This is a genomic window from Roseovarius gaetbuli (assembly GCF_900172365.1).
Classification (GTDB): domain Bacteria; phylum Pseudomonadota; class Alphaproteobacteria; order Rhodobacterales; family Rhodobacteraceae; genus Roseovarius; species Roseovarius gaetbuli.
In genome coordinates, this window is sequence record NZ_FWFJ01000038.1 from 1 (window position 1) to 19925 (window position 19925).

Here is a 19925-nt window from a genome sequence, read left to right on the forward strand (position 1 = left end):
TCGTCGATTGGTACATGAACGGCAAGATCGAGATCGACCCGATGATCACCCACACCCTTGCCCTCGACGATATCAACAAGGGCTTCAAGATGATGCACGCAGGCGAATCAATCCGCAGCGTCGTGGTCTATTGAACGGGACGCAAACAACAGGAGGCGGATCGCGCAGCACAAGGAATTGACCCAAGCACAGGGGGAGGAGGACCCCCCGGAGCAACAGGTTGGCACAGCCGGACCACGGCGTTCGGCAAGAGCAATCACACAAAATCTACGACCCAGGGAGGAAGATATGAAGAAACTACTTATGATGTCAGCGGCGATCGTTGTTGGTCTGTCGGCCACGGCAAGCGCGAACGAGGCGCTTCAGGCGATGATCGACGACCCGGCGCAATGGCCGATTCAGACCGGCGATTACGAGAACACGCGCTACTCCGAGTTGGATCAGATCAACAAGGACAACGTCGGCGATCTTCAGGTCGCCTGGACCTTCTCGACCGGCGTTCTGCGCGGGCACGAGGGATCGCCCCTTGTGGTTGGCGATATCATGTATGTCCACACGCCGTTCCCCAATATCGTTTACGCGCTAAATCTTGCGGAAGACGGCAAGATCATGTGGAAGTACGAGCCCAAGCAAGACCCCAACGTGATCCCGGTGATGTGCTGTGACACGGTCTATCGTGGCGTTGCCTATGCGAATGACACGATCTTCCTGCATCAGGCCGATACCACCGTTGTGGCGCTTGATGCCAAGACCGGCGAAGTGAAATGGTCGGTGGCAAATGGTGATCCGTCGATCGGCGAGACCAACACCGCGACGGTTCTTCCGGTCAAGGACAAGGTCATCGTCGGCATTTCGGGCGGCGAATTTGGCGTGCGTGGCTCGACCACGGCCTATGACATGGAAACCGGCGAGCTCGTTTGGCGCGCCTATTCGATGGGCCCCGATAGCGACACGCTGATTGATCCCGAGAATACCACCCACCTGGGTAAACCGGTTGGCGCGGATTCGGGCACCAACACCTGGGAAGGCGATCAGTGGAAGATCGGCGGCGGCTCGACCTGGGGCTGGTATTCCTATGATGCCGAGCTTGACCTGTTCTATTACGGCACCGGCAACCCCTCGACCTGGAACCCGGCACAGCGCCTTGGCGACAACCGCTGGTCAATGACCATCATGGCGCGCAACCCCGATACCGGCGTGGCCAAGTGGCTCTATCAAATGACCCCGCATGACGAGTGGGATTATGATGGCGTCAACGAGATGATCCTGACCGATCAGGAAATCGACGGCAAGATGCGCAAGCTCTTGACCCACCCCGACCGGAACGGCCTTGCCTATACTCTGGATCGTGAAACCGGCGAATTGCTTGTCGCCGAGAAATTCGATCCTGAGGTCAACTGGACCACAGGCGTGGATATGGACCCGGAATCGGATACCTATGGTCGTCCGGCTGTGGTTGCGGCCTATTCGACCGAGCAGAATGGTGAAGACGTCAACTCGACCGGAATCTGTCCTGCGGCCCTTGGCACCAAGGACCAACAGCCGTCGGCCTATAGCAAGAAAACCGGCCTGTTCTATATCCCGACAAACCACGTTTGCATGGATTACGAACCCTTCCGCGTCAGCTATACCGCTGGTCAGCCCTATGTCGGTGCGACCCTCGCGATGTACCCGGCCCCCGGAAGCCATGGCGGCATGGGTAACTTCATCGCCTGGGACAACATCGAAGGTAAGATCAAGTGGTCGATCCCCGAGCAGTTCTCGGTTTGGTCGGGTGCTCTGGCAACCGCTGGCGACGTCGTCTTCTACGGCACGCTTGAAGGTTACCTGAAGGCGATTGATGCCAATACTGGTGACGAGCTTTACAGCTTCAAGACACCCTCGGGCATTATCGGCAACGTGATGACCTACGAGCATGCGGGCAAACAGTATGTCGGTATCCTGTCGGGTATCGGTGGCTGGGCCGGGATCGGCCTTGCGGCTGGCCTGACCGATCCGAATGCGGGTCTGGGCGCCGTGGGTGGCTATGCGGCCCTGTCGGATTACACCGCTCTGGGTGGTCAGCTGACCGTGTTCGCCCTGCCCAACTAACCAATCCTGTCTGAGACAAGACAGAACCCTTCGGCGCGGCACCCTTCCCGGTGTCGCGCCGAGGCACCAATACCCAAAGGAGCAGAGAATGTTGACCAACCGCCGCCTTTTGTCCGCAGGGCTTGCCGGCCTGCTGGCGTTTGTCGCCGCACCGAGCCTCGCCGAGGACCTTCCGTCGCGCGACGATCCATCCATTGCCGCCGCCTATGAAGAGGGTGGCCGATATTTCACCGAGGATGACATTCCCACGTTCAACGTTGCCGAAGATGGCACTGTCGACTGGCGCACCTTTTCCGGCTTTCGCCGCTATCACGCGGAATGCCACGTGTGTCACGGCCCGGATGGAGAAGGCTCAACCTATGCCCCGGCGCTCAAGGTGTCTGCGCTGACGCTGGATTACTATGATTTTGTCGGCGTTGTTGCCGAAGGCCGCCAAAAGGTCAACGCCTCGGAGAATTCGGTGATGCCGAGCTTTGGCACCAATCCGAACGTGATGTGCTATCTCGATGACATCTATGTCTATCTCAAGGCGCGCGGCACCGAGGCCGTGGCCCGTGGGCGCCCCCCCAAGAAAGATCCGAAATCCGATTCGATCCGGGAGGATGAAGATGCCTGCATGGGCTAGGATTGCGGTGATTGCCCTTGCGTTGCTGCCCGGTGTGGCGGCGGCGCAGATGGCCGAACTGGTGTCGAAAACCGCGTTTCGCGTCTGTGCCGACCCGTCGAACGATCCGATGTCGACGCAGGATGGCACGGGATTTGAAAACAAGATCGCCGATCTGATCGCGGCAAAGCTTGAAAAGCCGGTTGAATATACCTGGTTTCCGATGGCGACCGGATTTGTGCGCCGCACCCTGCGGGCCAATGAATGCGACGTGATCATCGGCTTTGCCCAAGGTCACGAGATGGTGCAGAACACCAATCATTACATGACCTCGGCCTATACGATCGTCTTTCCCAAGGACAGCCCTTTGGCGGATGTCACGACGATGTCTGATCCGCGTCTCAAGGATAAGGTTCTCGGCATCATCGCCGGAAGCCCGCCGGGCACGCATATGGCGCGCCAGGGGTTGATGCCCAAGGCGCGGCCCTATCAGTTGTTCGTTGATCGCCGTTATGCCTCTCCGGCGGTGGATATGCTTGCGGATCTCGAGGCGGGCAAGATTGACGCCGCTGTTCTCTGGGGCCCGATCAGCGGGCCGTTGGTCAAACGCGAGCATCCCAATCTCAAGGTCGTGCCGCTGATCCATGAAACCGATCCGCCGCGTCTGTTTTACCGCATCACCATGGGCGTGCGCCTTGGCGAGGATCAGTGGAAGCGAAAGCTCAATTCCCTGTTGCGACGCAATCAGGCCGAGATCGACCAGATCCTGACAGAGGCCGGTGTGCCGCTTTTCAACAACATGGGGACGGAGCTTAAGGAGGTCACGCAATGAGGTATGGCGGCCATGGTATCTTTGCGGTCCTCGCGCTTTGCGCCGGATTGGCGCAGGCGCAGGGCGTGCCCGAACCGGACGCGTATCGTGGCCCGCCTTACCGCGCGCCGGTGCCCGCGACGCTAAGCGGCGCGACGGTTGTCGATGACGCCGAGGCCTATCAGCTCTGGCAAGAGGGCGAGGTGGCGTTCATCGACGTGTTGCCACGCGCGCCCAAGGCCGAGAACCTGCCCAAGGGCACGATCTGGCGCGAAAAGCCGCGCAAGTCGATCCCCGGCGCAATCTGGCTGCCCAATACCGGGTATGAGAAGATTGCCGAAGAAACCGCCACCTACCTGCGCCGCGGGTTGGAGCAGGCAACCGCTGGTGAGCGGTCGCATCCGGTGCTGGTGTTCTGCCTCATGGATTGCTGGATGTCGTGGAATGTCGCCAAGCGCGCCCTCGAAATGGGCTATGAGACAGTTTATTGGTATCCCGACGGCACCGATGGCTGGGACATGGAAGATCACCCGCTTGAAGCGCTTGATCCCTTGCCCGAGGACTAACTTTCAATAGGCCGCAAGGCTTGTGTGGGCGCGGGTCACCTTGCCGTCGCTGTCATGCAGGGTAACCTCGGCCATGCTTGTGCCCTCGGGGACGGACACACGCAGACGCGGGTTTTCCGACAGGGAAATGCTTCCGGTCATGCTTAGGTAGGGGGCATTATCAAGGGCGACATCAACCTCGCCCACCACCCGCAGCGGAATATAAAGCAGCGTGATCTGATCCATTTGCAGGCCAGAGTGGCTTGGGTGGCTGATATCCACGTCAAGCGCGCCAACCTTGCCCGCAAGGGCGGCGATGCGGGTGTTCACGCTCTTGCTGGGCACGTCAAGCGCGGGCAAAAACGCCAGTTCCATATCGCCAAGGGTGGCAAGCGCGCCGGTCGGATCGGTGCCCGGCGGTGCAGCGCAGGCCCCTTGCCCCGAGGTTTTGAGATATCCCTCTGCCACGTGCCGCTCGCCCGCATCGGTCAGTGCCACAAGATGCAGGGGCGTCTGCCCGTTGATCCGCGCGGTCAGGCTAAAGGCAAACTCGGCCTGCGGCTCCGCGAGGGTGAAATCGGCCGCCACAGGGGCGGGGTTTTCGTCAATCACAAGCGTGACGCCCGTGATCATCTGTCCCGGCGGAGCAATGATATGCCCGCCAAGCACCGTGCGCGCATCATCGGTGGCGCGGTAGGGGGCATCAAGGGCGACATGCGCGCTCTGGCTGACCACCGGATCATCGCCGTAAAGCGCGTCGCGGATATCATCCCAGGCCGATTGCGCGAGTGCCGGACCAGAGCCAAGCAAAAGCGCACTCACAGCGAGGTAAAGTGGTTTCATGTCATCCCTCCACAAAGAAATGGGTCTTGAAAATATAGCGCATGCCGCGCAGCCATGAATCGTCTGTATTAGAGCGGATATCGACCGCGCGTGCACGCACCGCGTTCCCGCTGGCCACATCGCGCATCACAAGGTTCATCGACAGGATCAGGTTCGAGACTTTCTGCACCTCGCCGACAACCACGTAATCCGCCCCCAGCTTGGCCGCGATCCGGACCTCGCAGCCATAGCAATCGGCGGGGTTCTTGATCCGCCCGAGATCGGTCGCGACCGGGGCAAGGTCAAGCATGGCAAAGCCTTCGGCCTCTAACCGCTCCTGCACCGCGTCTTGCAGCATGGCAAGACGCGCGGTTTCATCCGCGCGCACCGGGTTATAGGCGCCTTCGGTCGAGGTATCTATGAAGGTGAGGCCAAGAAAGGCCAGGCTAGCCCCATCGCGCAACTCTACCAGCCCCTGGGCCCTGGCGACACCAAAGGAGAGCATCATGGCCAATAGGCCAAGGACAAGTCGCGTTTTCATGGGCACAGTCTAGGGTTGGATCGGCGCGCGCCATAGGAGACTTTGGTCGTAGAACGCGGCCTTTGCGTCAGGGCCGGTCGGGGGTAAGGAACTGTTCTAACAGAGCCGGGTCAAGCGGCTTGGTCATCACCTCAAGCCCGCCTGCGCGGCAATGCGCGCGCACCGTTTCACTCAGGTGGCCGGTGATGATGCGCGCGGGCACCGGGCCATAGCGCGCGGTGATCCGGGCGATGACGTCAGGGCCGGTCACCCCATCGTCAAGCTCGTAATCCACCAGCATCGCATCGGGGCGGATATCAAGATCACCCAGTTGCGCCATCGCCGCCGAAAGGTCAGGCGCATCAATCACATCCGCGCCCCAGCCATGCAGCAAAAGCGTGATCGCCTGGCGCAGGTCAGGGTCGTTTTCCACCAGCAGAACGATTTGCCTGTCAAGCGCCGGGCGACCGCTCGGGCGCCCCGGCTGGTCATGCCGACCGGCGGCGCGTTCGCTGTGAAGCAGCGGCACCGTGACGGTGAAAACAGACCCGCATCCAAGATCAGAGCGAAGCTCTAGCGGGTGGCCCAAAAGCGCACAGGCACGATCGACGATGGCAAGGCCAAGCCCCATGCCCTCGGCGGCGCTGACATGGGCATCAAGGCGGTGAAACTCCTGAAAGATCTTGTCTTGATCTGCAGGGGCAATACCGGGACCGGTGTCGCGCACTTCAAGTCGAAGTGTACGACCACGTCGGCGCGCGCCGACCAAAATCTTGCCCGAGGTCGTATAGCGAATGGCGTTGGCAATCAGGTTTTGCAGGATGCGCCGGATATAGCTTGCGTCGGTTTCCACGATCGCGCCGCAGGGCACGAACCGCAGGCCAAGCCCCTTGAGCGCGGCATGCGGCGCGAATTCATCGTGCAACTGATCAAGGATACGCCCCAGCGGTACCTGGGTCACATCCACCTCGGAATGGCCGGATTCAAGCCGCGAAATATCCAGAAGCGCGTCGATGATATCTTCGACACTGGTCAAGGCGCGCTGTGCCTTGTCCATCAGGGCGCGGTGATCATCGCGCGTTAGCTCTTCATGGATCGAGGCCAGATAAAGCCGCGCCGCCGACAGCGGCTGGCGCAGGTCATGGCTTGCGGCGGCGACAAATCGCGATTTCGAGGCATTGGCGCGCTCGGCATCGCCAAGCGCATCTTCAAGCTCAAGCGTGCGTTCCAGAACCCGCTGTTCCAGCCGTTCATTGGCATGGGCAAGCGCCCGCGCCGCGGCGCGCTCGGCGGTGACGTCGGAAAAGCTGATGACAAAGCCCTGATCGGGCATCTGGCGGGCAAACACCTCAAGCGTCTTGCGCCCCCCGCTGCGCATGTGAAACCGCAAGGGCGCACGCCGGTCGGTGCTGGCCACCCAGGTTGCGATATCGTCTGGCGTCAGGATGCCTTCGATCTGAAAGTCGCTGCCGATCCGGCGCAGGATCACGTCAAACTGAATGCCGACCCGGAAATGCGAGAGCGTTATCGACAGCATCTCGCCGGCGTTCTGGTTCCAGCCCCGCAATTGCCCGGTGCGATCGAAGATACAGACCCCCTGATCAATATGCTCAAGGGTAGCGCGCACAAGCTGGGCCTGATCGTCAAGCATCTTGCCGCGCTCGCGCCGCTCCAGGCGGATGATATCAGTGATGTCGGTCTGAAGGATCACGGTTTGCCCGTCGCGGGTGCGGTGTTCGCTCACCTGAACCCAGCAATCGCCGGTCAGGTTGAGGTTGAACATCACGTGCTTTTCCTGGTGAAGCTGAAGCCGACGCGCCGCCCATTCGCGGCTTGTCTGCGCGTCGGGAAGTTCCAGAAAACGGCTTTCGCTGGCGTGGCGCACGTAGCTCTCAAAGTCGAGTCCTGGGCGCAGGCGCGCCACCAGATCGGGCATATACATGCCAAAGCGGCTGTTGTTCATCACAAGGTGACCGTCGCTGTCAAACAGGGCAAAGCCCTCTTGCAGGGTCTCGATGGCATTGGCGAGGTCGGATTGCGCGCGCTCGGCGCGACGGATGGCGGTGGCCAGTTGCGCGTTGGAGTCGTTGAGCAGGTTAAGCGCGCGTTCAAGATCGCGGGTGCGGTCGGTGATCTGATCCTCAAGCATGACCGCGCGCTCGAAATGCGCATAGGCGACGCCACCGTCATTGGTGGTTTGCTCGACCCGGCGCATCAGAACCTCGATGATTTTCATCAGCTTGCGGTTCTGACGCTCCAGCGTATCGGAGGTGTCAATCAGCGAGTGGGTCATGGGCGCTCCCCCGGTCGGGGTGATATATGGCAACGCCGGTCATGGTCTGGTTCACATGCAGGCCGTTGATCTGTTCGCCATAGGTGGAAAACCCGACAACCTTATGCGCGGCCAGAATGCGCGAGATTTCCGGCCCGATCTGGCGCTGTGTTACCTCGGTGCGGCGCAGGGTGCAATCACAGGCCAGCACGGTCAGCGGCTTTTGCTCGGTGGCCAGGGCCTCAAGCTCGCGGTGCAGGTGCGCGCCCATGTCTTGCGATTGCGCCAGCGTCAGGACCAGCCCCTCGTCAATGGCGGAAAAGAATTGCAGGTCGCCGTTTTCTTCGATCCGCTGGATCGCGCGCACGTGATGCTGGCCGCCGATCTGCACAACCACCGGGTTGGCCGCAAAGGTCGAGGCGTTGAGCGTCTCAATCGGGCGGCCCAGAACGCGGGCGTATTCCTCGGCGGCGACTTCGGCGTTGATGCGGTGCACGATGCGCCGCGCCGGATCGGCATCGGTGACGACCATGCGCCGGTCGGTGGGTTGAAAGTGGTCAAGTCGGAACACCCGCACCGGGCAATCGGTGCGCATCAGGCAAACCACCGCCGCATTGCGCAGCGTGACCCCGTCACAGGCAATCAGCGTTTCGCCAAAGCGTTCGCCATCCGCCGCCGAGCCGCCAAAAAGCGGCATCGGCCCAAGGCCCGAGGCCAGAGCCGAGACAAGCTCGTCTTCCTTGAGTGACAGCCCATCGACTGCCAGAAAGGCAAATTCGTTCGGCATCACTTCGCCGACCTGGGTATTGAGCCAGGCGCGCGCGCGCACCGATTGCGACACGCAAGCGGTGCTGTCCAGATCGCTCAACGGTGTGATCACCTGCAACACCGCATGGAAATGCGCGGCCGCAAAGCCGACGGCGACGATCATCCCGTCGGCATAGCCCGCAACCCCGATTTCACCGGCCGTGGTGCAGCCGACACAACGGCTATCGGGAAAGTGGCGCGGCGCCTCGGCCATCAGGGTTTCAAAATCGGCCAGCGGGGAGACGAAGAACAGCACCAGCGCCATCTGCGTGCCGTCAAAGGCCCCGGCCAGCGTTGCAAGCGCGCCGGGATCGTCGTGGGGCACTTCGGCGCGCGCGACGATGCGGCTGTCACAAAGATCGGCGGCATTGAGCGGGGTCGCGTCCATGTCTTCTCCTGCGGGCGGGTGGGCCCGTTCGCAAGGTTAGTCCGGCTTGTCGGTCTCGCGCAAGACGTTAGAGAAGCTGGCCATTTGCGCAATCAGCACCGCCTGCGTGCGGGTCTGAACGCCAAGTTTGCGCATGATCGCGGTGACATGGGTTTTCACGGTGGTTTCCGCAATAGAAAGCTCATAGGCGATCTGTTTGTTGAGCCGCCCTTCGCAGATCAGTTGCAGGATGCGCGACTGTTGCCGGGTCAAAAGCGCCAGCCGTTCAACCGTCTCGCTTTGGTCATTGACCGGTTGTTCGGCGGTCTTGGTCAGAACCACCCCCTCGGGCAGGAAAACATCGCCCGCGCCGATGGTTTCAAAGGCGGCGCGAAACACCGGGCGCTGGCTATGCTTGGGCACAAATCCCGCCGCGCCGGCATTGATGGTGGAGCAGACCATGCGGCTTTCCGACATCGAAGACACGACGACAATCGGCACGGTGCCCGCCACGGCTTTCAGCCGCACCAGCCCGTCAAGCCCGGTCACATCCGGCAGGTTGAGGTCAAGCACGATGATCTCTGGCGGGCCGTTCTGCGCGATATGCTCCATCGCGGCATCAAGGCTTTCGGCGGTGTCTATATGACTAATGCCCGCCACCGATTTAAGGGTCATCGACAGGGCGTCGCAAAACAGCGGATGGTCATCGACGATAAGTGCCGTGCGAAAACGCCCCGTCGCGGTCTTGGTCGGCGGCTTGTTATGCATCGGATGGGGCGCCTCGTTCGAGTCCATGAAGATATCCTAACCAATCGCTCGTGTTGCGCCTACTGACACCAAGGTCTGAGGGGGGCGTTACCCTTTGCGCCGCAAAAGCCCGCGCCCCGGATCATAGCCCCAAAGCGCAAGCACCATGAAGCCCGTTGCCGCCAGCATTGTCCAGAGCAGAGCCATACCGTTGAATTGGCCGTAAAGTGCAAAGCGGATGAGTTCGACCGCATGGGTAAACGGGTTCACCGCACAGATGTCGCGCAACAGGGCCGAGCTTTCGGCCATGCGCCAGAGCGGGTAAAGCGCGCTCGACATAAAGAACATCGGGAAGATGACAAAGTTCATCACGCCCGCGAAATTCTCAAGCTGGCGGATCAGCGACGACAGAGCGACCCCAAGCGCGCCAAGCATCACCCCGCCCAGCACCAGCGCCGGAAAGGCGTAAACATAGCCCCAGCCGGGCATGACAATCCCCATCAAAGCCGCAATCCCGAGGAAAGCATAGCATTGCAGCACCGACACCACCGTGCCCGCCAGGATTTTGCAGAGCAACAGCCACCAGCGCGGCAGGGGACTTGTCAGCAAAAGGCGCATCGAGCCCATTTCGCGGTCATAAACAAGGCTAAGCGAGGATTGCATGCCGTTGAACAACAGGATCATCCCGCACAGCCCCGGCACGATATAGGTCTCATAGGTGATATAGGTTTGATAGGGCGCGATGATCGACAGACCAAGCGCGGCGCGAAACCCGGCGGCGAAGACCACCAGCCAGATCAGCGGCCGCACCAGCGCCGAAATGAACCGCGAGCGTTGTTGCGCAAAGCGCAGCGCCTCGCGGGTGGTGATCGCGCCAAGGGCAATCAAAAGCCGCCTCATGCCGTGACCCCGGTCAGATCAAGAAACCGGTCGGTCAGGGTTTGTTTCCCAATGATCTCGCGGGCGATGCCATCGGCACGTATCTCGCCACGGTGCAGGATCACCAGCCGGTCATCGGGCCAGACTTCGTCGGTCAGATGGGTTGCCCAAAGCGCGGTTAGCCCGTCTTCGGCGCATAAGCCGTGTACATGTTCGGTGATGGCGCGGCGCGCTTCGGCGTCAAGCCCGACGGTGGGTTCATCCAGCAACAAAACCGCCGGACGATGCACAAGCGCGCGGGCAATCTCGGTGCGCCGACGATGGCCACCGTTAAGGTCGCGGGCAATCTCATCGGCGCGCTGCGCCATGCCCATCCTCTCAAGAGCGGCGTCGATGCGGATGTTGGCCTCGCGCCCGGCAAGCCCATGCAGAGCCGCGAAATAACGCAGGTTGCGGCGCACGCTCAGGTCAAGGTCAAGAGTCGGTTGTTGGAACACCACGCCGATCCGCGCCAAGGCCTGACGCGGGGCGCGCGCCATATCGTGGCCCATCACCCTCACCTGACCCTCGGAGGTGGTGAAAAGCCGGGTCAAAAGGGCAAACAGCGTCGATTTCCCGGCCCCGTTCGGCCCCAGAAGGGCGCAGAAATCGCCCTGCGCCACGCAGAATGAGACATCGTTCAGCGCGCGCTTGGCGCCATAAGAAAACCCCAGCCCGGATACCTCTAGCCCAGCTACCTCTTGCCCTGTCATGCCGATCCTTCCCGCGTGGTCCGTGCCACCATAGGCCGACGCGCGCGATTACTGAATCCTTATTTCAAGACGCTGGCTCTCGCCGGTCGTGCCGGGAACAAGCACGTGATAGCGCCCCGGCTTGATCGCGATAAAGGAAAACTCTGCCGTGCCTGCGTCGTCGAACTCGAAGCTGTCGATCGCCATGGGGCGCACTTCGATGTCGTTGATCACGATCTCGTCCATCCAGATCGCATGAAAGAATTCCGGCCCGGTCAGGCCGATTTCGGCGGTGCCATCGGCGGTGATTTCCATCTCGTAATAGGCGCCGGATTCAAGGATCACCGGCCCCTCGCCGAGGGGCTTGCCAGAGCTGAGCGTAACCTCGATCGTGTCCCCCCGGTTGCACTTGGCCAAAAGCCCGGAAAACCCAAGGTTGTGGCAAAGCGGCGCGGCCAGAACCGGCCCCGAGAAAAGCGCCAGAGTGGCGGCTGTCAAAAGCGTTCGCATGAAAGTCCTTTCATTGTTGGATTAATCCGAGACCACAACAACGCCCCAGGGCTGTTGTCCGACCTGCACCGATTTCACCACCTTTTCGGCGGCCACGTCGATGATCGAGATGTCGTTGGAATTGCCGTTGGTGGTGTATAAAAACGCCTCATCCGCATCAAAGGCAAGCTGCCAGACGCGTTGACCGACAAGCAGGTATTTCTCGACCTCGAATGTCTCGCCATTGATCAGGGCAACCCGGTTCGACGGCCCGAGGGCGACGAAGATCTTCTTGCCATCCGAGGTCACGCGCACCCCAACTGGCTGCAAAAGCTCGGGCGCGATGCCGGGCACGGCAAAGCTGATCTTATGCTCGATCTCGCCGCCCTCGGGGTTGATCACGCTCACCGTGCCGCCGATTTCGGCGCTGACAAAGAGGTGTCTGCCATTTGCGCTATACTGCGCAAAGCGCGGGCGTTGATCGACCAGGGTGTTTTGCACGATCTCAAAGGTCTCGGTGTCGATGAAATGCGCCATGTTGGTGGTCTCAGAGGTGTTGACCACGTATTTTCCATCCGGCGACATGCCCATGCCCTCGGGCTCTACCCCGACCGGGATTTCGGCGAGGATGGTATGGGTTTCCGTGTCGGTCACGGTGACAAGGTTGTCATCTTCATTGGCGATATATAGCGGATTGCCCGAGGGATGTAGCACGAAAAGCTCTGGATCGGGACCAGAGGGCAGGGTGTAAAGCTCGGCATAAGTTGTGGTGTCAAACACCCGCACCACATCATCGTCAGAAGCGCAGACATAGAGCTTTTTGCCATCCGGGCTTGCGATGATGCCGCGCGGGCGGTTGCCGGCGGGAAATTCCTTGAGAACCTCCCAGGTTTCGCTGTCGAGAACGGTGACGGTATTGCCGCGCTCGTTGCTGACAAACACCTTTCCGGCAAGCGCCGGCGTTGTCAGCAGCGTGGCAAGGGCCGTGGCAAAGGCAAGGCGGCGCATGGCAAATCTCCTATTGGGTAAAGGCGGTGCAGGCGCTTTCGGGCTGATCCAGCCCCATCGTATCAAGCAGCGAGCGTTGGTGCAGAAAGCCTTCTTGTGGCGAGACACTCAAGGTGATGCGCCCATCGGCCAAAAGAATCGGCTGGCGCATTTGGCCGTTCCAGGGGCGGAAGGTAAGCTTTTGTCCCTTGAACGCCGCCAGCTCGAACTTGTCGCTCAGGGCATAGGCGCGGATCGCGGCGGGATCGGAGCCGCCGGTGCGTGTCGCCGCCTCGCCCAGCACCCGAAGCGCCAGCCAGGCGTTGTAATCCTCGGCGCGCATGTAGCGGTTTGTGAGCTTCTCAAAGCGGTTCTGAAACTGGGTCGCTCCCCAGGCCTCTAGCGCGGGGTGCCAGCTGAGCGGGCGCAAGCCAGCAGAGCCCACGATGAGCGCGGGCGACCATGTGTGATAGGGCAGGTAGGTGGCGAAAACGTCTGTTTCATCCGCCGTCACGATCACCTCTGCGCCGTCAAGCGGTTGCGTGAACAGCGGCAATTGCCGTTGCACAAGGACGTGCCCCGTATCGGTGCGCCGCGCGCCGCCGGTATCGGTAAACTCAAGCTCGTCGGTGATGCGCGCGCCGAATTTCGCCGCCGAGGCGCGATAGCTGTCGGCAAGGGCGCGATCCTCGGGGTGAGAGCCGTGAATGAGCGCCCATTTCGGCCATTTCTTCCAGATCAGGAATTGCGCCACCGCATCGGTCTTCATCTTTCGCGAGGGCACCACGTGCAGGATATTGCCGCGACAGTCTTCGCTGCGCAGCGCGGTGTCGGGCGCCAGCGTGTTGAAGATCACCGTATCGGGGCCGGCGGCATCGGCGATTGCCAAAAGCTCTGACATGCGGGCCTGAACTGCGAAGAACCGGATGCCTTTGGCCTGCAGCGCCTCAAAGGTGGCAAGCGCGGTCTCTGGCGGCGTTGCGGCGGTCTCAAGCGCATAGGTCTGACCCATGAACCGCCCGGTTGTCTGATTGTCCTCGGTCGCCAGAATGCCGCCGGCAAAGCCAAGGTCATCGGGGCGCAGATCAAGCCGCGAGACCGGCAAAAGCGTCGGGTAATCCACCCGCAGGATGGCCGCCGTGACCTCGACCGCAAAGGCCGGACGGATCAGGACACCAAGGGCGAAAAGGAGTGCAACACACCAACGCATCACGCGCGCGACACCCTTGCGCAGGGATGGGGTCTTGCAGATGTCATACGCGCGCTCCCTTTGAATTGTGATCGCCTATTACGGGTATCTTAACAAAGGTTCTCGGCCTGTCCGCACCTTTCCACCCTTGCGCATAAAAATGCCGGTTTTTTCCAGCTTTGTTTTGTGAAATCAAAGGCTTATGTGACGTCATACTTTGGTCGCAGGCGGGCGTCGGCGGCACATGCAAAAACGGCCCCGCGCGGGGGTGCGCAGGGCCGGATTCGTCATTGTGATAGTGCGCGTCAGGCGGGCTTGAACAGATCGCCGTATTCGGCCCGCAGGATATTCTTTTGAACCTTACCCATGGTGTTGCGCGGCAATTCATCCAGCACGATAAGCTTGCGCGGATGCTTGAAGCGCGCCAGCGAGGTGCCTGCCGCCTCTGCAATCGCGGCAAGATCGGGCGTTTCGCCTTTTTGCGCCACAAGAAAGCCGACAACGGTTTCGCCGAAATCGGGATGCGGCACGCCCACCACGGCGCTCTCAAGAACGCCGGGCTGTTCATCCAGCAGCAATTCGATTTCCTTGGGATAGATATTATAGCCGCCCGAAATGATCAGATCCTTGTTGCGCCCGACGATCTGAACATAGCCCTGATCGTCGATCTGCCCGAGATCGCCGGTGATGAAAAACCCGTCACTGCGCAGCTCTTCGGCGGTCTTTTCGGGCATGTTCCAATAGCCCTTGAACACATTCGGGCCGCGCACCTCGATCAGGCCGATTTCGCCCTGCGGCAGGGTCTTGCCGGTATCGGGATCGGTGATCTTAAGCTCGACCCCCGGCAGCGGAAAGCCGACGGTTCCGGCACGGCGCTCGCCCTCGTAAGGGTTCGAGGTGTTCATGTTGGTTTCGGTCATGCCATAGCGTTCAAGAATGCGATGGCCGGTGCGCTCTTCAAACGCCACATGGGTTTCGGCCAAGAGCGGCGCACTCCCCGAGATGAAAAGCCGCATATGCCCGGTCAGGGCGCGATCAAAGCGCGGATCATCCAGAAGCCGGGTGTAAAAGGTCGGCACCCCCATCATGGTCGTCGCGCGCGGCAGGGTTTCAATCACCTTGTCCTGATCGAATTTCGGCAAAAAGATCATCGCCGCCCCGGCCAGAAGGATCACATTGGTCGCCACGAAAAGCCCGTGGGTGTGAAAGATCGGCAGCGCATGCAACAGCACGTCTTTTTCGGTGAAGGCCCAGTAATCGACCAGCGTTTCGGCATTCGACAACAGGTTGGTCTGCGTCAGCATCGCGCCTTTCGAGCGCCCGGTCGTGCCCGAGGTATAAAGAAACGCGGCAAGATCATCGCCGCCGCGCGCCGTGGTCTCGAATGTCTCAGGCTGATCCTTGGCGGCGTCGGGCAGGCTTCCGCTGCCATCGGCGTTGAGCGTCATCAAGCTGGCCTTGGCCGATTTGGCCACGGGGGCAAGCGCATCGGCCTTGGCCCCATCGCAGAGCAAAAGCCGCGCGCCGCTGTCGGTCACGAAATACTCAAGCTCATCCGCCGTATAGCCGGTGTTGAGCGGCAAGAACACGATCCCTGCCTGCACGCAGGCCGCATAGACCGCCAAAGCCTGCGGCGATTTCTCGATCTGCGCGGCAAGCCGGTCACCGGGGGCGAGGCCCGCGTCGCGAAAGGTATGGGCGTATTGCGCGGTCAGGCGCAGAAAGGCGTCATAGCTGAGCGTGCTGCCATCCGAGAGGTGCAGAAACGGCGCGGTCTGGCCCGCATGGCGACCAAAAAGCGTGTCATAAAGGGGGTTGGCCATGGCGATGTTCCTCTGTTTCAGTCTTTGGTGGCCCGTGCGGCGCTAAGGGCGCTCACTTCGGGCGAGGCGGCGATTTTGCCAGCAGTGGCAAAGCGTTCGTGGTTCTGCGAGATCAGGGCCAGATCGTAAAGGTAATTCACCATCATGCCCCCCGATTGCGCGAGGCCATTGGGCGACAGGTCTGCATCGGCATGGATGGCATGCACCGAGGCGCCGTTGCCAAGGTGAAACCGCGCGACCGGATCGAACGGGCCGCCCTCGGGGCGCTTGGCGTTGAGCAGGTAATCGGCGGTGATCTGGCGACGCTCTTCGGGATCATCGGGCAGGGTGGCGCCCTCGCTCGTCAGCCACTTCGTGAGCGCCGGGATCGGCGAGAGCGTGACGAAGGTCTTGAGATTGGGAAGCTCATGCGAGAGGTCGGAAACCACCTGTTTGATCAGCGAGTTGCCAAAGGAAATACCGGCAAGCCCCGGCTGACAGTTCGAGATCGAATAGAACACGGCGGTATCGGCGGTATCGGCATTGATCGCCTCGCGGTTCTCGGCCAGCAGGTCGTGGATCGCCCCCGGTGTGCCACGGGTCAGCGCCACTTCGACAAAAATCAGCGGCTCGTCGGGCATGGCGGGATGAAAGAACCCGAAACACCGTCGGTCCGCAGGTTTCAGGCGCAGGCGCAGGTCGTCCCAGCTGTCGATGGCATGCACCGCCTCATAGGCGATGATCTTTTCAAGGATATCAGCCGGACTTGTCCAGTTGATCGGACGCAGCACCAGAAAGCCGCGGTTGAACCAGGACGAAAACAGGTGCCGGATATCAAGATCGACCACCGAAAGAGCCGGGTTATCCCGCGCCAGCCGGAGCAGGTCGCGCCGCATCGCCACCAACTGTGCGGTGGCGCCGGGCACTTGATTCAGGCGGCGCGCAAGTTCCTGGCGCGGCGGTTCTGCTGCGGCGAGAAAGGTGCGATAGGTGCGCCGGTCGGGTGTGGCCTCGAAGGCATCAAGCGCGTTGCGCACGGTCTCGGGATCGACGCCAAGATCGTTGGTCAGGAAGGTGAAGAAGCCAAGCTTGGCCGCGTCATCCATCCCGGCATAGCGATCAAGGATAAGCCGCGCGAGGGCCATGCCCGACACCTCGCCCGAACTGCCAAGCAGGTCGCGCGAGAGGTCTTCGATGCTCCGGTTCTGCGCGTCCGGTTCGCTTGCGCCACGATAGCGGCGCTCGAAAACCGTGGCCAGAAGATCGGCGAGAACACTCATACCGCTGTCCCCATGACATAATCAGGCAGCCATGTCGCCAGCCCCGGAAACAGGCAGAGCAGGATGATCGCAAGGATCATGCAGGCCACATAGGGCAGCGAACCGAGCAGGATCGTCTTGAGCTTGATATCGGGCGCAATGCCGTTGATCACGTAAAGGTTAAGACCGACGGGCGGCGAGATAAGGCCGATTTCCATGTTGATCGTAAGGACCACGGCAAACCAGATCGGATCAAACCCGGCGGTCAGGATGATCGGCAACAGGATTGGCGCCGCCATCAGGATCACCGCTACGGGGGGCAGGAAAAACCCCGCGACCAGAAGGAACAGGTTGATCGCCGCCATCAGAACCCAACGGTTCACATCCAGCGTGCCGATCCATTCGGCAATCGACTGGGTGATGAACAGGCTTGAGAGCATGTAGGAAAACACACCGGCGGCGGCGATGATGAACAGGATCATCACGCTTTCACGGGTGCTGTCGCGCAGCACGACCCAGATCGCCGATGGGCTCCACATTTTATAGATGATGATCGCCATCAACAGGCACAAAAGCGCGCCGATTGCGGCGGTCTCCGACGGGGTCGCGATGCCGCCGTAAAGCGCATAGAGGACGCCAAGGATGATGACCAGAAACGGCAGGACGCGCGGCAGGATTTCAAAGCGCTCGGCCCAGGAATAGCTGCGCCCGCCAAGCAGTTCGATATTGCCCGACTTCCAGGTCGAATAAAGCGACCAGGCCATGAACAGGCCCACAAGCATCAGGCCCGGAATGACCCCGGCGAGAAACAGCCGCCCGATTGAGGTTTCGGTGGCGATGCCGTAAACGATCATCGTGACCGAGGGCGGAATGAGGATGCCGAGGGTGCCGCCCGCCGCGATAGAGCCGGCAGCAACGCCATCGGGATAGCCGCGCTTGCGCATCTCGGGGATGCCCATCTTGCCGATCGCCGCACAGGTGGCGGGGGAAGAGCCCGACATCGCCGCAAAAAGCGCACAAGCCCCGAGGTTCGAGATCACGAGACCGCCAGGCACCCGCGTCAGCCAGCGTTCAAGCGCCTCGTAAAGGTCGGCCCCCGCCCGCGTTGACGCGATCGAAGAGCCCATGATGATGAACATCGGAATCGACAGCAGGGCAAAGTTATCGAGCTTGCCAAACAGGATTTCCGGCATCAGTTCGAGCGAGCGCATCCCGTCAAAGGCGATCAGAAAGCCGGCCGAGACGATCAGGAGGCCAATGGCCACCGACACGCCCGAGAACAGCACGAAGATTGTCATGAGGGCGACAAGGCCCCCGAGTACGAGCGGGTCCATGATCAAAGATCCCCAGATACGCGGGCCGCAAGGCCCTCTTGTTCAATTCCAAAGGGTGCGTCGACGCGGATGATGACCGCGTAAAGATCAGCGATCAGTTGCAGCAGCAAAAGACCAAGGCCGACCGGAAGCGCCATGTAGGGCTTCCACAGGGCCACACTCCAAACAGTGTCGGATTTCCAGCCGCGCGCATAGGCGACGTGCCAGAATTCATACCCGTACCAGAGCATCACAGCGATGATCAGCGCCGAAACTGCCAGCGTGACAATCGCCAGACCCCGGCGCAGGCGCATCGGAAGGGCAATCGGAATAAGATCGACATTCACATGCCCGCGCAGGCGCTGCACATAGGGCAGGCCGACCAGGGTGGCGGCGATCATAAGGTAAATCACGGCTTCGGTTTGCCAGATGGTCGAGCCATTCATGACAAATCGGATAAAGATCATCTGACAGGTGATGAGAACCGCCAGCGTGATCATGCCCGCCGAGACCCAACCGGCAAAGGTTGAAATGGCCGCAACGATTTTAAGAAAGAGGCTGTTGCCGGTGTTTGCCACACCGGAGATGGATTGGCCCGACATCGGCCCTCCTTTCGGGGTAAGTCTTGGGGGTGCAGGGCGCCGCGCGTGGGGCGCCCCGCGATCAGGTCAGATCACTCGACAGCGAGCGCCATATCCAGAAGCGCCTGCCCGTCGGGCACGCTTTCGACAAAGGCCTTGTACGAGGTTTCCTTGGCGATCTCGCGCCATGCGGCGAAATCGTCTTCGCTCATCTGTGCGATCTCGACGCCGGCGTTCTTGAACACTTCGACCGAGTTGGCGTCTTCTTTCTTGGCTTCTTCAAGATAGAAGGCTTCGGCCTTTTCGGCACCGGCCAAAAGCGCGGCCTGCTGGGCCTCGGTCAGGCCTTCAAAGGTGGATTTGTTCATCAACAGCGGCTGATACATGAACCACAGGGCAACGTCGCCTGCGGGGGTATAGCACTTGACCTGTTCGTAAATCCGGTAGGACACGAAGGACGAGGACGATGTGTTGGCCGCATCCAGAACGCCGGTTTGCATGGCGTTGTAGATTTCCGAGCTTGCCATCGACGCGATCGAGGCGCCGGCGCCGGCCAGCATCTGTTCAAACGCCTTGCCCGCCGCGCGGGTTTGCAGGCCCTTGATGTCATCGGGCTTGGTGATGCACTTGTCCTTGCCGGCAAAGCCACCCGCTAGGTAACCGTGCACCAGAACCATCACGTCATCTTCGGCCATCTTGGCCTCGAGTGCCTCCATGAAGGGGCTGTTGGACAGGCGTGCGGCGTGGTCGTGGTTTTTCACCAGGCCCGGCATCAGCGTCAGGTTATAGGATGGCTGTTGGCCACCTGCATAGCTGAGCGGCAGAACGGTCATGTCAAGCTGACCGCGGCTCAGGGGTGTGTATTGCTCGCGCGGCTTGAAAAGCGACTTCGAGCCGAAGATCTTGATCTCAAGATCGACATCGGCGGCGGCGACTTCATCGGCAACGATCTGGGCAACCTTGTGGCGCACGTCGCTGTTGGACCACTGGTGCGACAGGCGCAGGTCGGTGGCATTGGCAACCGAGCCAATAAGCATCATCCCGGCAGTAACGGCTGCCGTGAACATAGATTTTTTCATGTCTTCCTCCCATTTTGTCCGGACAAGATG

At 60.9% G+C, this 19925-nt stretch carries 19 protein-coding genes and 1 pseudogene; 5 read left to right on the forward strand and 15 right to left on the reverse strand.

Features of this window, described 5'->3' with window-relative positions:
• From ROG8370_RS15315 to ROG8370_RS15335, 5 genes and pseudogenes are all read left to right on the forward strand, one after another.
• Positions 1-134: pseudogene (locus ROG8370_RS15315) on the forward strand (S-(hydroxymethyl)glutathione dehydrogenase); the annotation flags it as partial.
• A 154-nt stretch (positions 135-288) separates the two neighbouring features.
• The gene (locus ROG8370_RS15320; RefSeq protein ID WP_085828053.1) at positions 289-2091 is read left to right on the forward strand and encodes a methanol/ethanol family PQQ-dependent dehydrogenase; all 1803 of its coding nucleotides are present in this window, start codon (positions 289-291) and stop codon (positions 2089-2091) included.
• A gap of 88 nt (positions 2092-2179) precedes the next feature.
• Positions 2180-2716, forward strand: a complete 537-nt coding sequence (locus ROG8370_RS15325) for a c-type cytochrome, methanol metabolism-related (RefSeq protein WP_085828054.1) — start codon at positions 2180-2182, stop codon at positions 2714-2716.
• Entirely contained in the window at positions 2700-3527 is an 828-nt protein-coding gene (locus tag ROG8370_RS15330) for a substrate-binding domain-containing protein (protein WP_245827432.1), read from the forward strand. Before ROG8370_RS15325 ends, ROG8370_RS15330 begins: the two co-directional genes overlap by 17 nt.
• On the forward strand, positions 3524-4072 hold the full coding sequence (locus ROG8370_RS15335; RefSeq protein ID WP_085828056.1) for a PQQ-dependent catabolism-associated CXXCW motif protein: 549 nt from the start codon (positions 3524-3526) through the stop codon (positions 4070-4072). The genes ROG8370_RS15330 and ROG8370_RS15335 overlap by 4 nt, the downstream gene beginning before the upstream one ends.
• A 3-nt stretch (positions 4073-4075) precedes the next feature.
• On the opposite strand, the gene ROG8370_RS15340 is transcribed toward ROG8370_RS15335, so the two are convergent.
• The 15 genes from ROG8370_RS15340 to dctP all read right to left on the reverse strand — a co-directional run bounded on the left by ROG8370_RS15340 (position 4076) and on the right by dctP (position 19895).
• On the reverse strand, positions 4076-4894 hold the full coding sequence (locus ROG8370_RS15340) for a quinoprotein dehydrogenase-associated SoxYZ-like carrier (protein ID WP_085828057.1): 819 nt from the start codon (positions 4892-4894) through the stop codon (positions 4076-4078).
• A 1-nt stretch (position 4895) separates the two neighbouring features.
• Complete coding sequence (locus ROG8370_RS15345) at positions 4896-5414, reverse strand: DUF3280 domain-containing protein (RefSeq protein ID WP_085828058.1); 519 nt, start codon at positions 5412-5414, stop codon at positions 4896-4898.
• A gap of 67 nt (positions 5415-5481) precedes the next feature.
• A complete protein-coding gene (locus ROG8370_RS15350; protein ID WP_085828059.1) occupies positions 5482-7686 on the reverse strand; it encodes a hybrid sensor histidine kinase/response regulator in 2205 nt (734 codons plus the stop codon).
• The gene (locus ROG8370_RS15355) at positions 7667-8860 is read right to left on the reverse strand and encodes an FIST N-terminal domain-containing protein (RefSeq protein ID WP_085828060.1); all 1194 of its coding nucleotides are present in this window, start codon (positions 8858-8860) and stop codon (positions 7667-7669) included. The genes ROG8370_RS15350 and ROG8370_RS15355 overlap by 20 nt, the downstream gene beginning before the upstream one ends.
• 36 nt (positions 8861-8896) lie before the next feature.
• Positions 8897-9607, reverse strand: a complete 711-nt coding sequence (locus ROG8370_RS15360) for a response regulator transcription factor (protein ID WP_085828085.1) — start codon at positions 9605-9607, stop codon at positions 8897-8899.
• A gap of 87 nt (positions 9608-9694) precedes the next feature.
• Positions 9695-10486, reverse strand: coding sequence for a lanthanide ABC transporter permease protein PedC (locus tag ROG8370_RS15365; RefSeq protein WP_085828061.1), 792 nt, complete (start codon positions 10484-10486; stop codon positions 9695-9697).
• Complete coding sequence (locus ROG8370_RS15370) at positions 10483-11217, reverse strand: lanthanide ABC transporter ATP-binding protein PedB/LutE (protein WP_085828062.1); 735 nt, start codon at positions 11215-11217, stop codon at positions 10483-10485. Before ROG8370_RS15370 ends, ROG8370_RS15365 begins: the two co-directional genes overlap by 4 nt.
• 48 nt (positions 11218-11265) lie before the next feature.
• Positions 11266-11706 (reverse strand): cupredoxin domain-containing protein, encoded by a 441-nt coding sequence (locus ROG8370_RS15375; RefSeq protein ID WP_085828063.1) that lies wholly within the window; start codon positions 11704-11706, stop codon positions 11266-11268.
• Positions 11707-11727: 21 nt separating this feature from the next.
• Positions 11728-12693: a YVTN family beta-propeller repeat protein gene (locus ROG8370_RS15380; RefSeq protein ID WP_085828064.1), complete on the reverse strand. Its 966-nt coding sequence runs from the start codon at positions 12691-12693 to the stop codon at positions 11728-11730.
• Between the two features lie 10 nt (positions 12694-12703).
• Positions 12704-13882, reverse strand: coding sequence for a lanthanide ABC transporter ABC transporter substrate-binding protein PedA1 (locus ROG8370_RS15385; RefSeq protein WP_085828065.1), 1179 nt, complete (start codon positions 13880-13882; stop codon positions 12704-12706).
• Between the two features lie 284 nt (positions 13883-14166).
• Entirely contained in the window at positions 14167-15684 is a 1518-nt protein-coding gene (locus ROG8370_RS15390; protein ID WP_085828066.1) for a malonate--CoA ligase, read from the reverse strand.
• A gap of 17 nt (positions 15685-15701) precedes the next feature.
• Positions 15702-16943, reverse strand: coding sequence for a malonyl-CoA decarboxylase (locus ROG8370_RS15395; protein WP_085828067.1), 1242 nt, complete (start codon positions 16941-16943; stop codon positions 15702-15704).
• The gene (locus ROG8370_RS15400; protein WP_085828068.1) at positions 16940-18256 is read right to left on the reverse strand and encodes a TRAP transporter large permease; all 1317 of its coding nucleotides are present in this window, start codon (positions 18254-18256) and stop codon (positions 16940-16942) included. The genes ROG8370_RS15395 and ROG8370_RS15400 overlap by 4 nt, the downstream gene beginning before the upstream one ends.
• Before the next feature lie 2 nt (positions 18257-18258).
• Positions 18259-18837 carry a TRAP transporter small permease gene (locus ROG8370_RS15405; RefSeq protein WP_085828069.1) on the reverse strand — a complete coding sequence of 193 codons (579 nt, stop codon included), beginning with the start codon at positions 18835-18837 and terminating at the stop codon, positions 18259-18261.
• Positions 18838-18908: 71 nt separating this feature from the next.
• On the reverse strand, positions 18909-19895 hold the full coding sequence (gene dctP, locus ROG8370_RS15410; protein ID WP_170925263.1) for a TRAP transporter substrate-binding protein DctP: 987 nt from the start codon (positions 19893-19895) through the stop codon (positions 18909-18911).
• Positions 19896-19925: the final 30 nt, after the last annotated feature.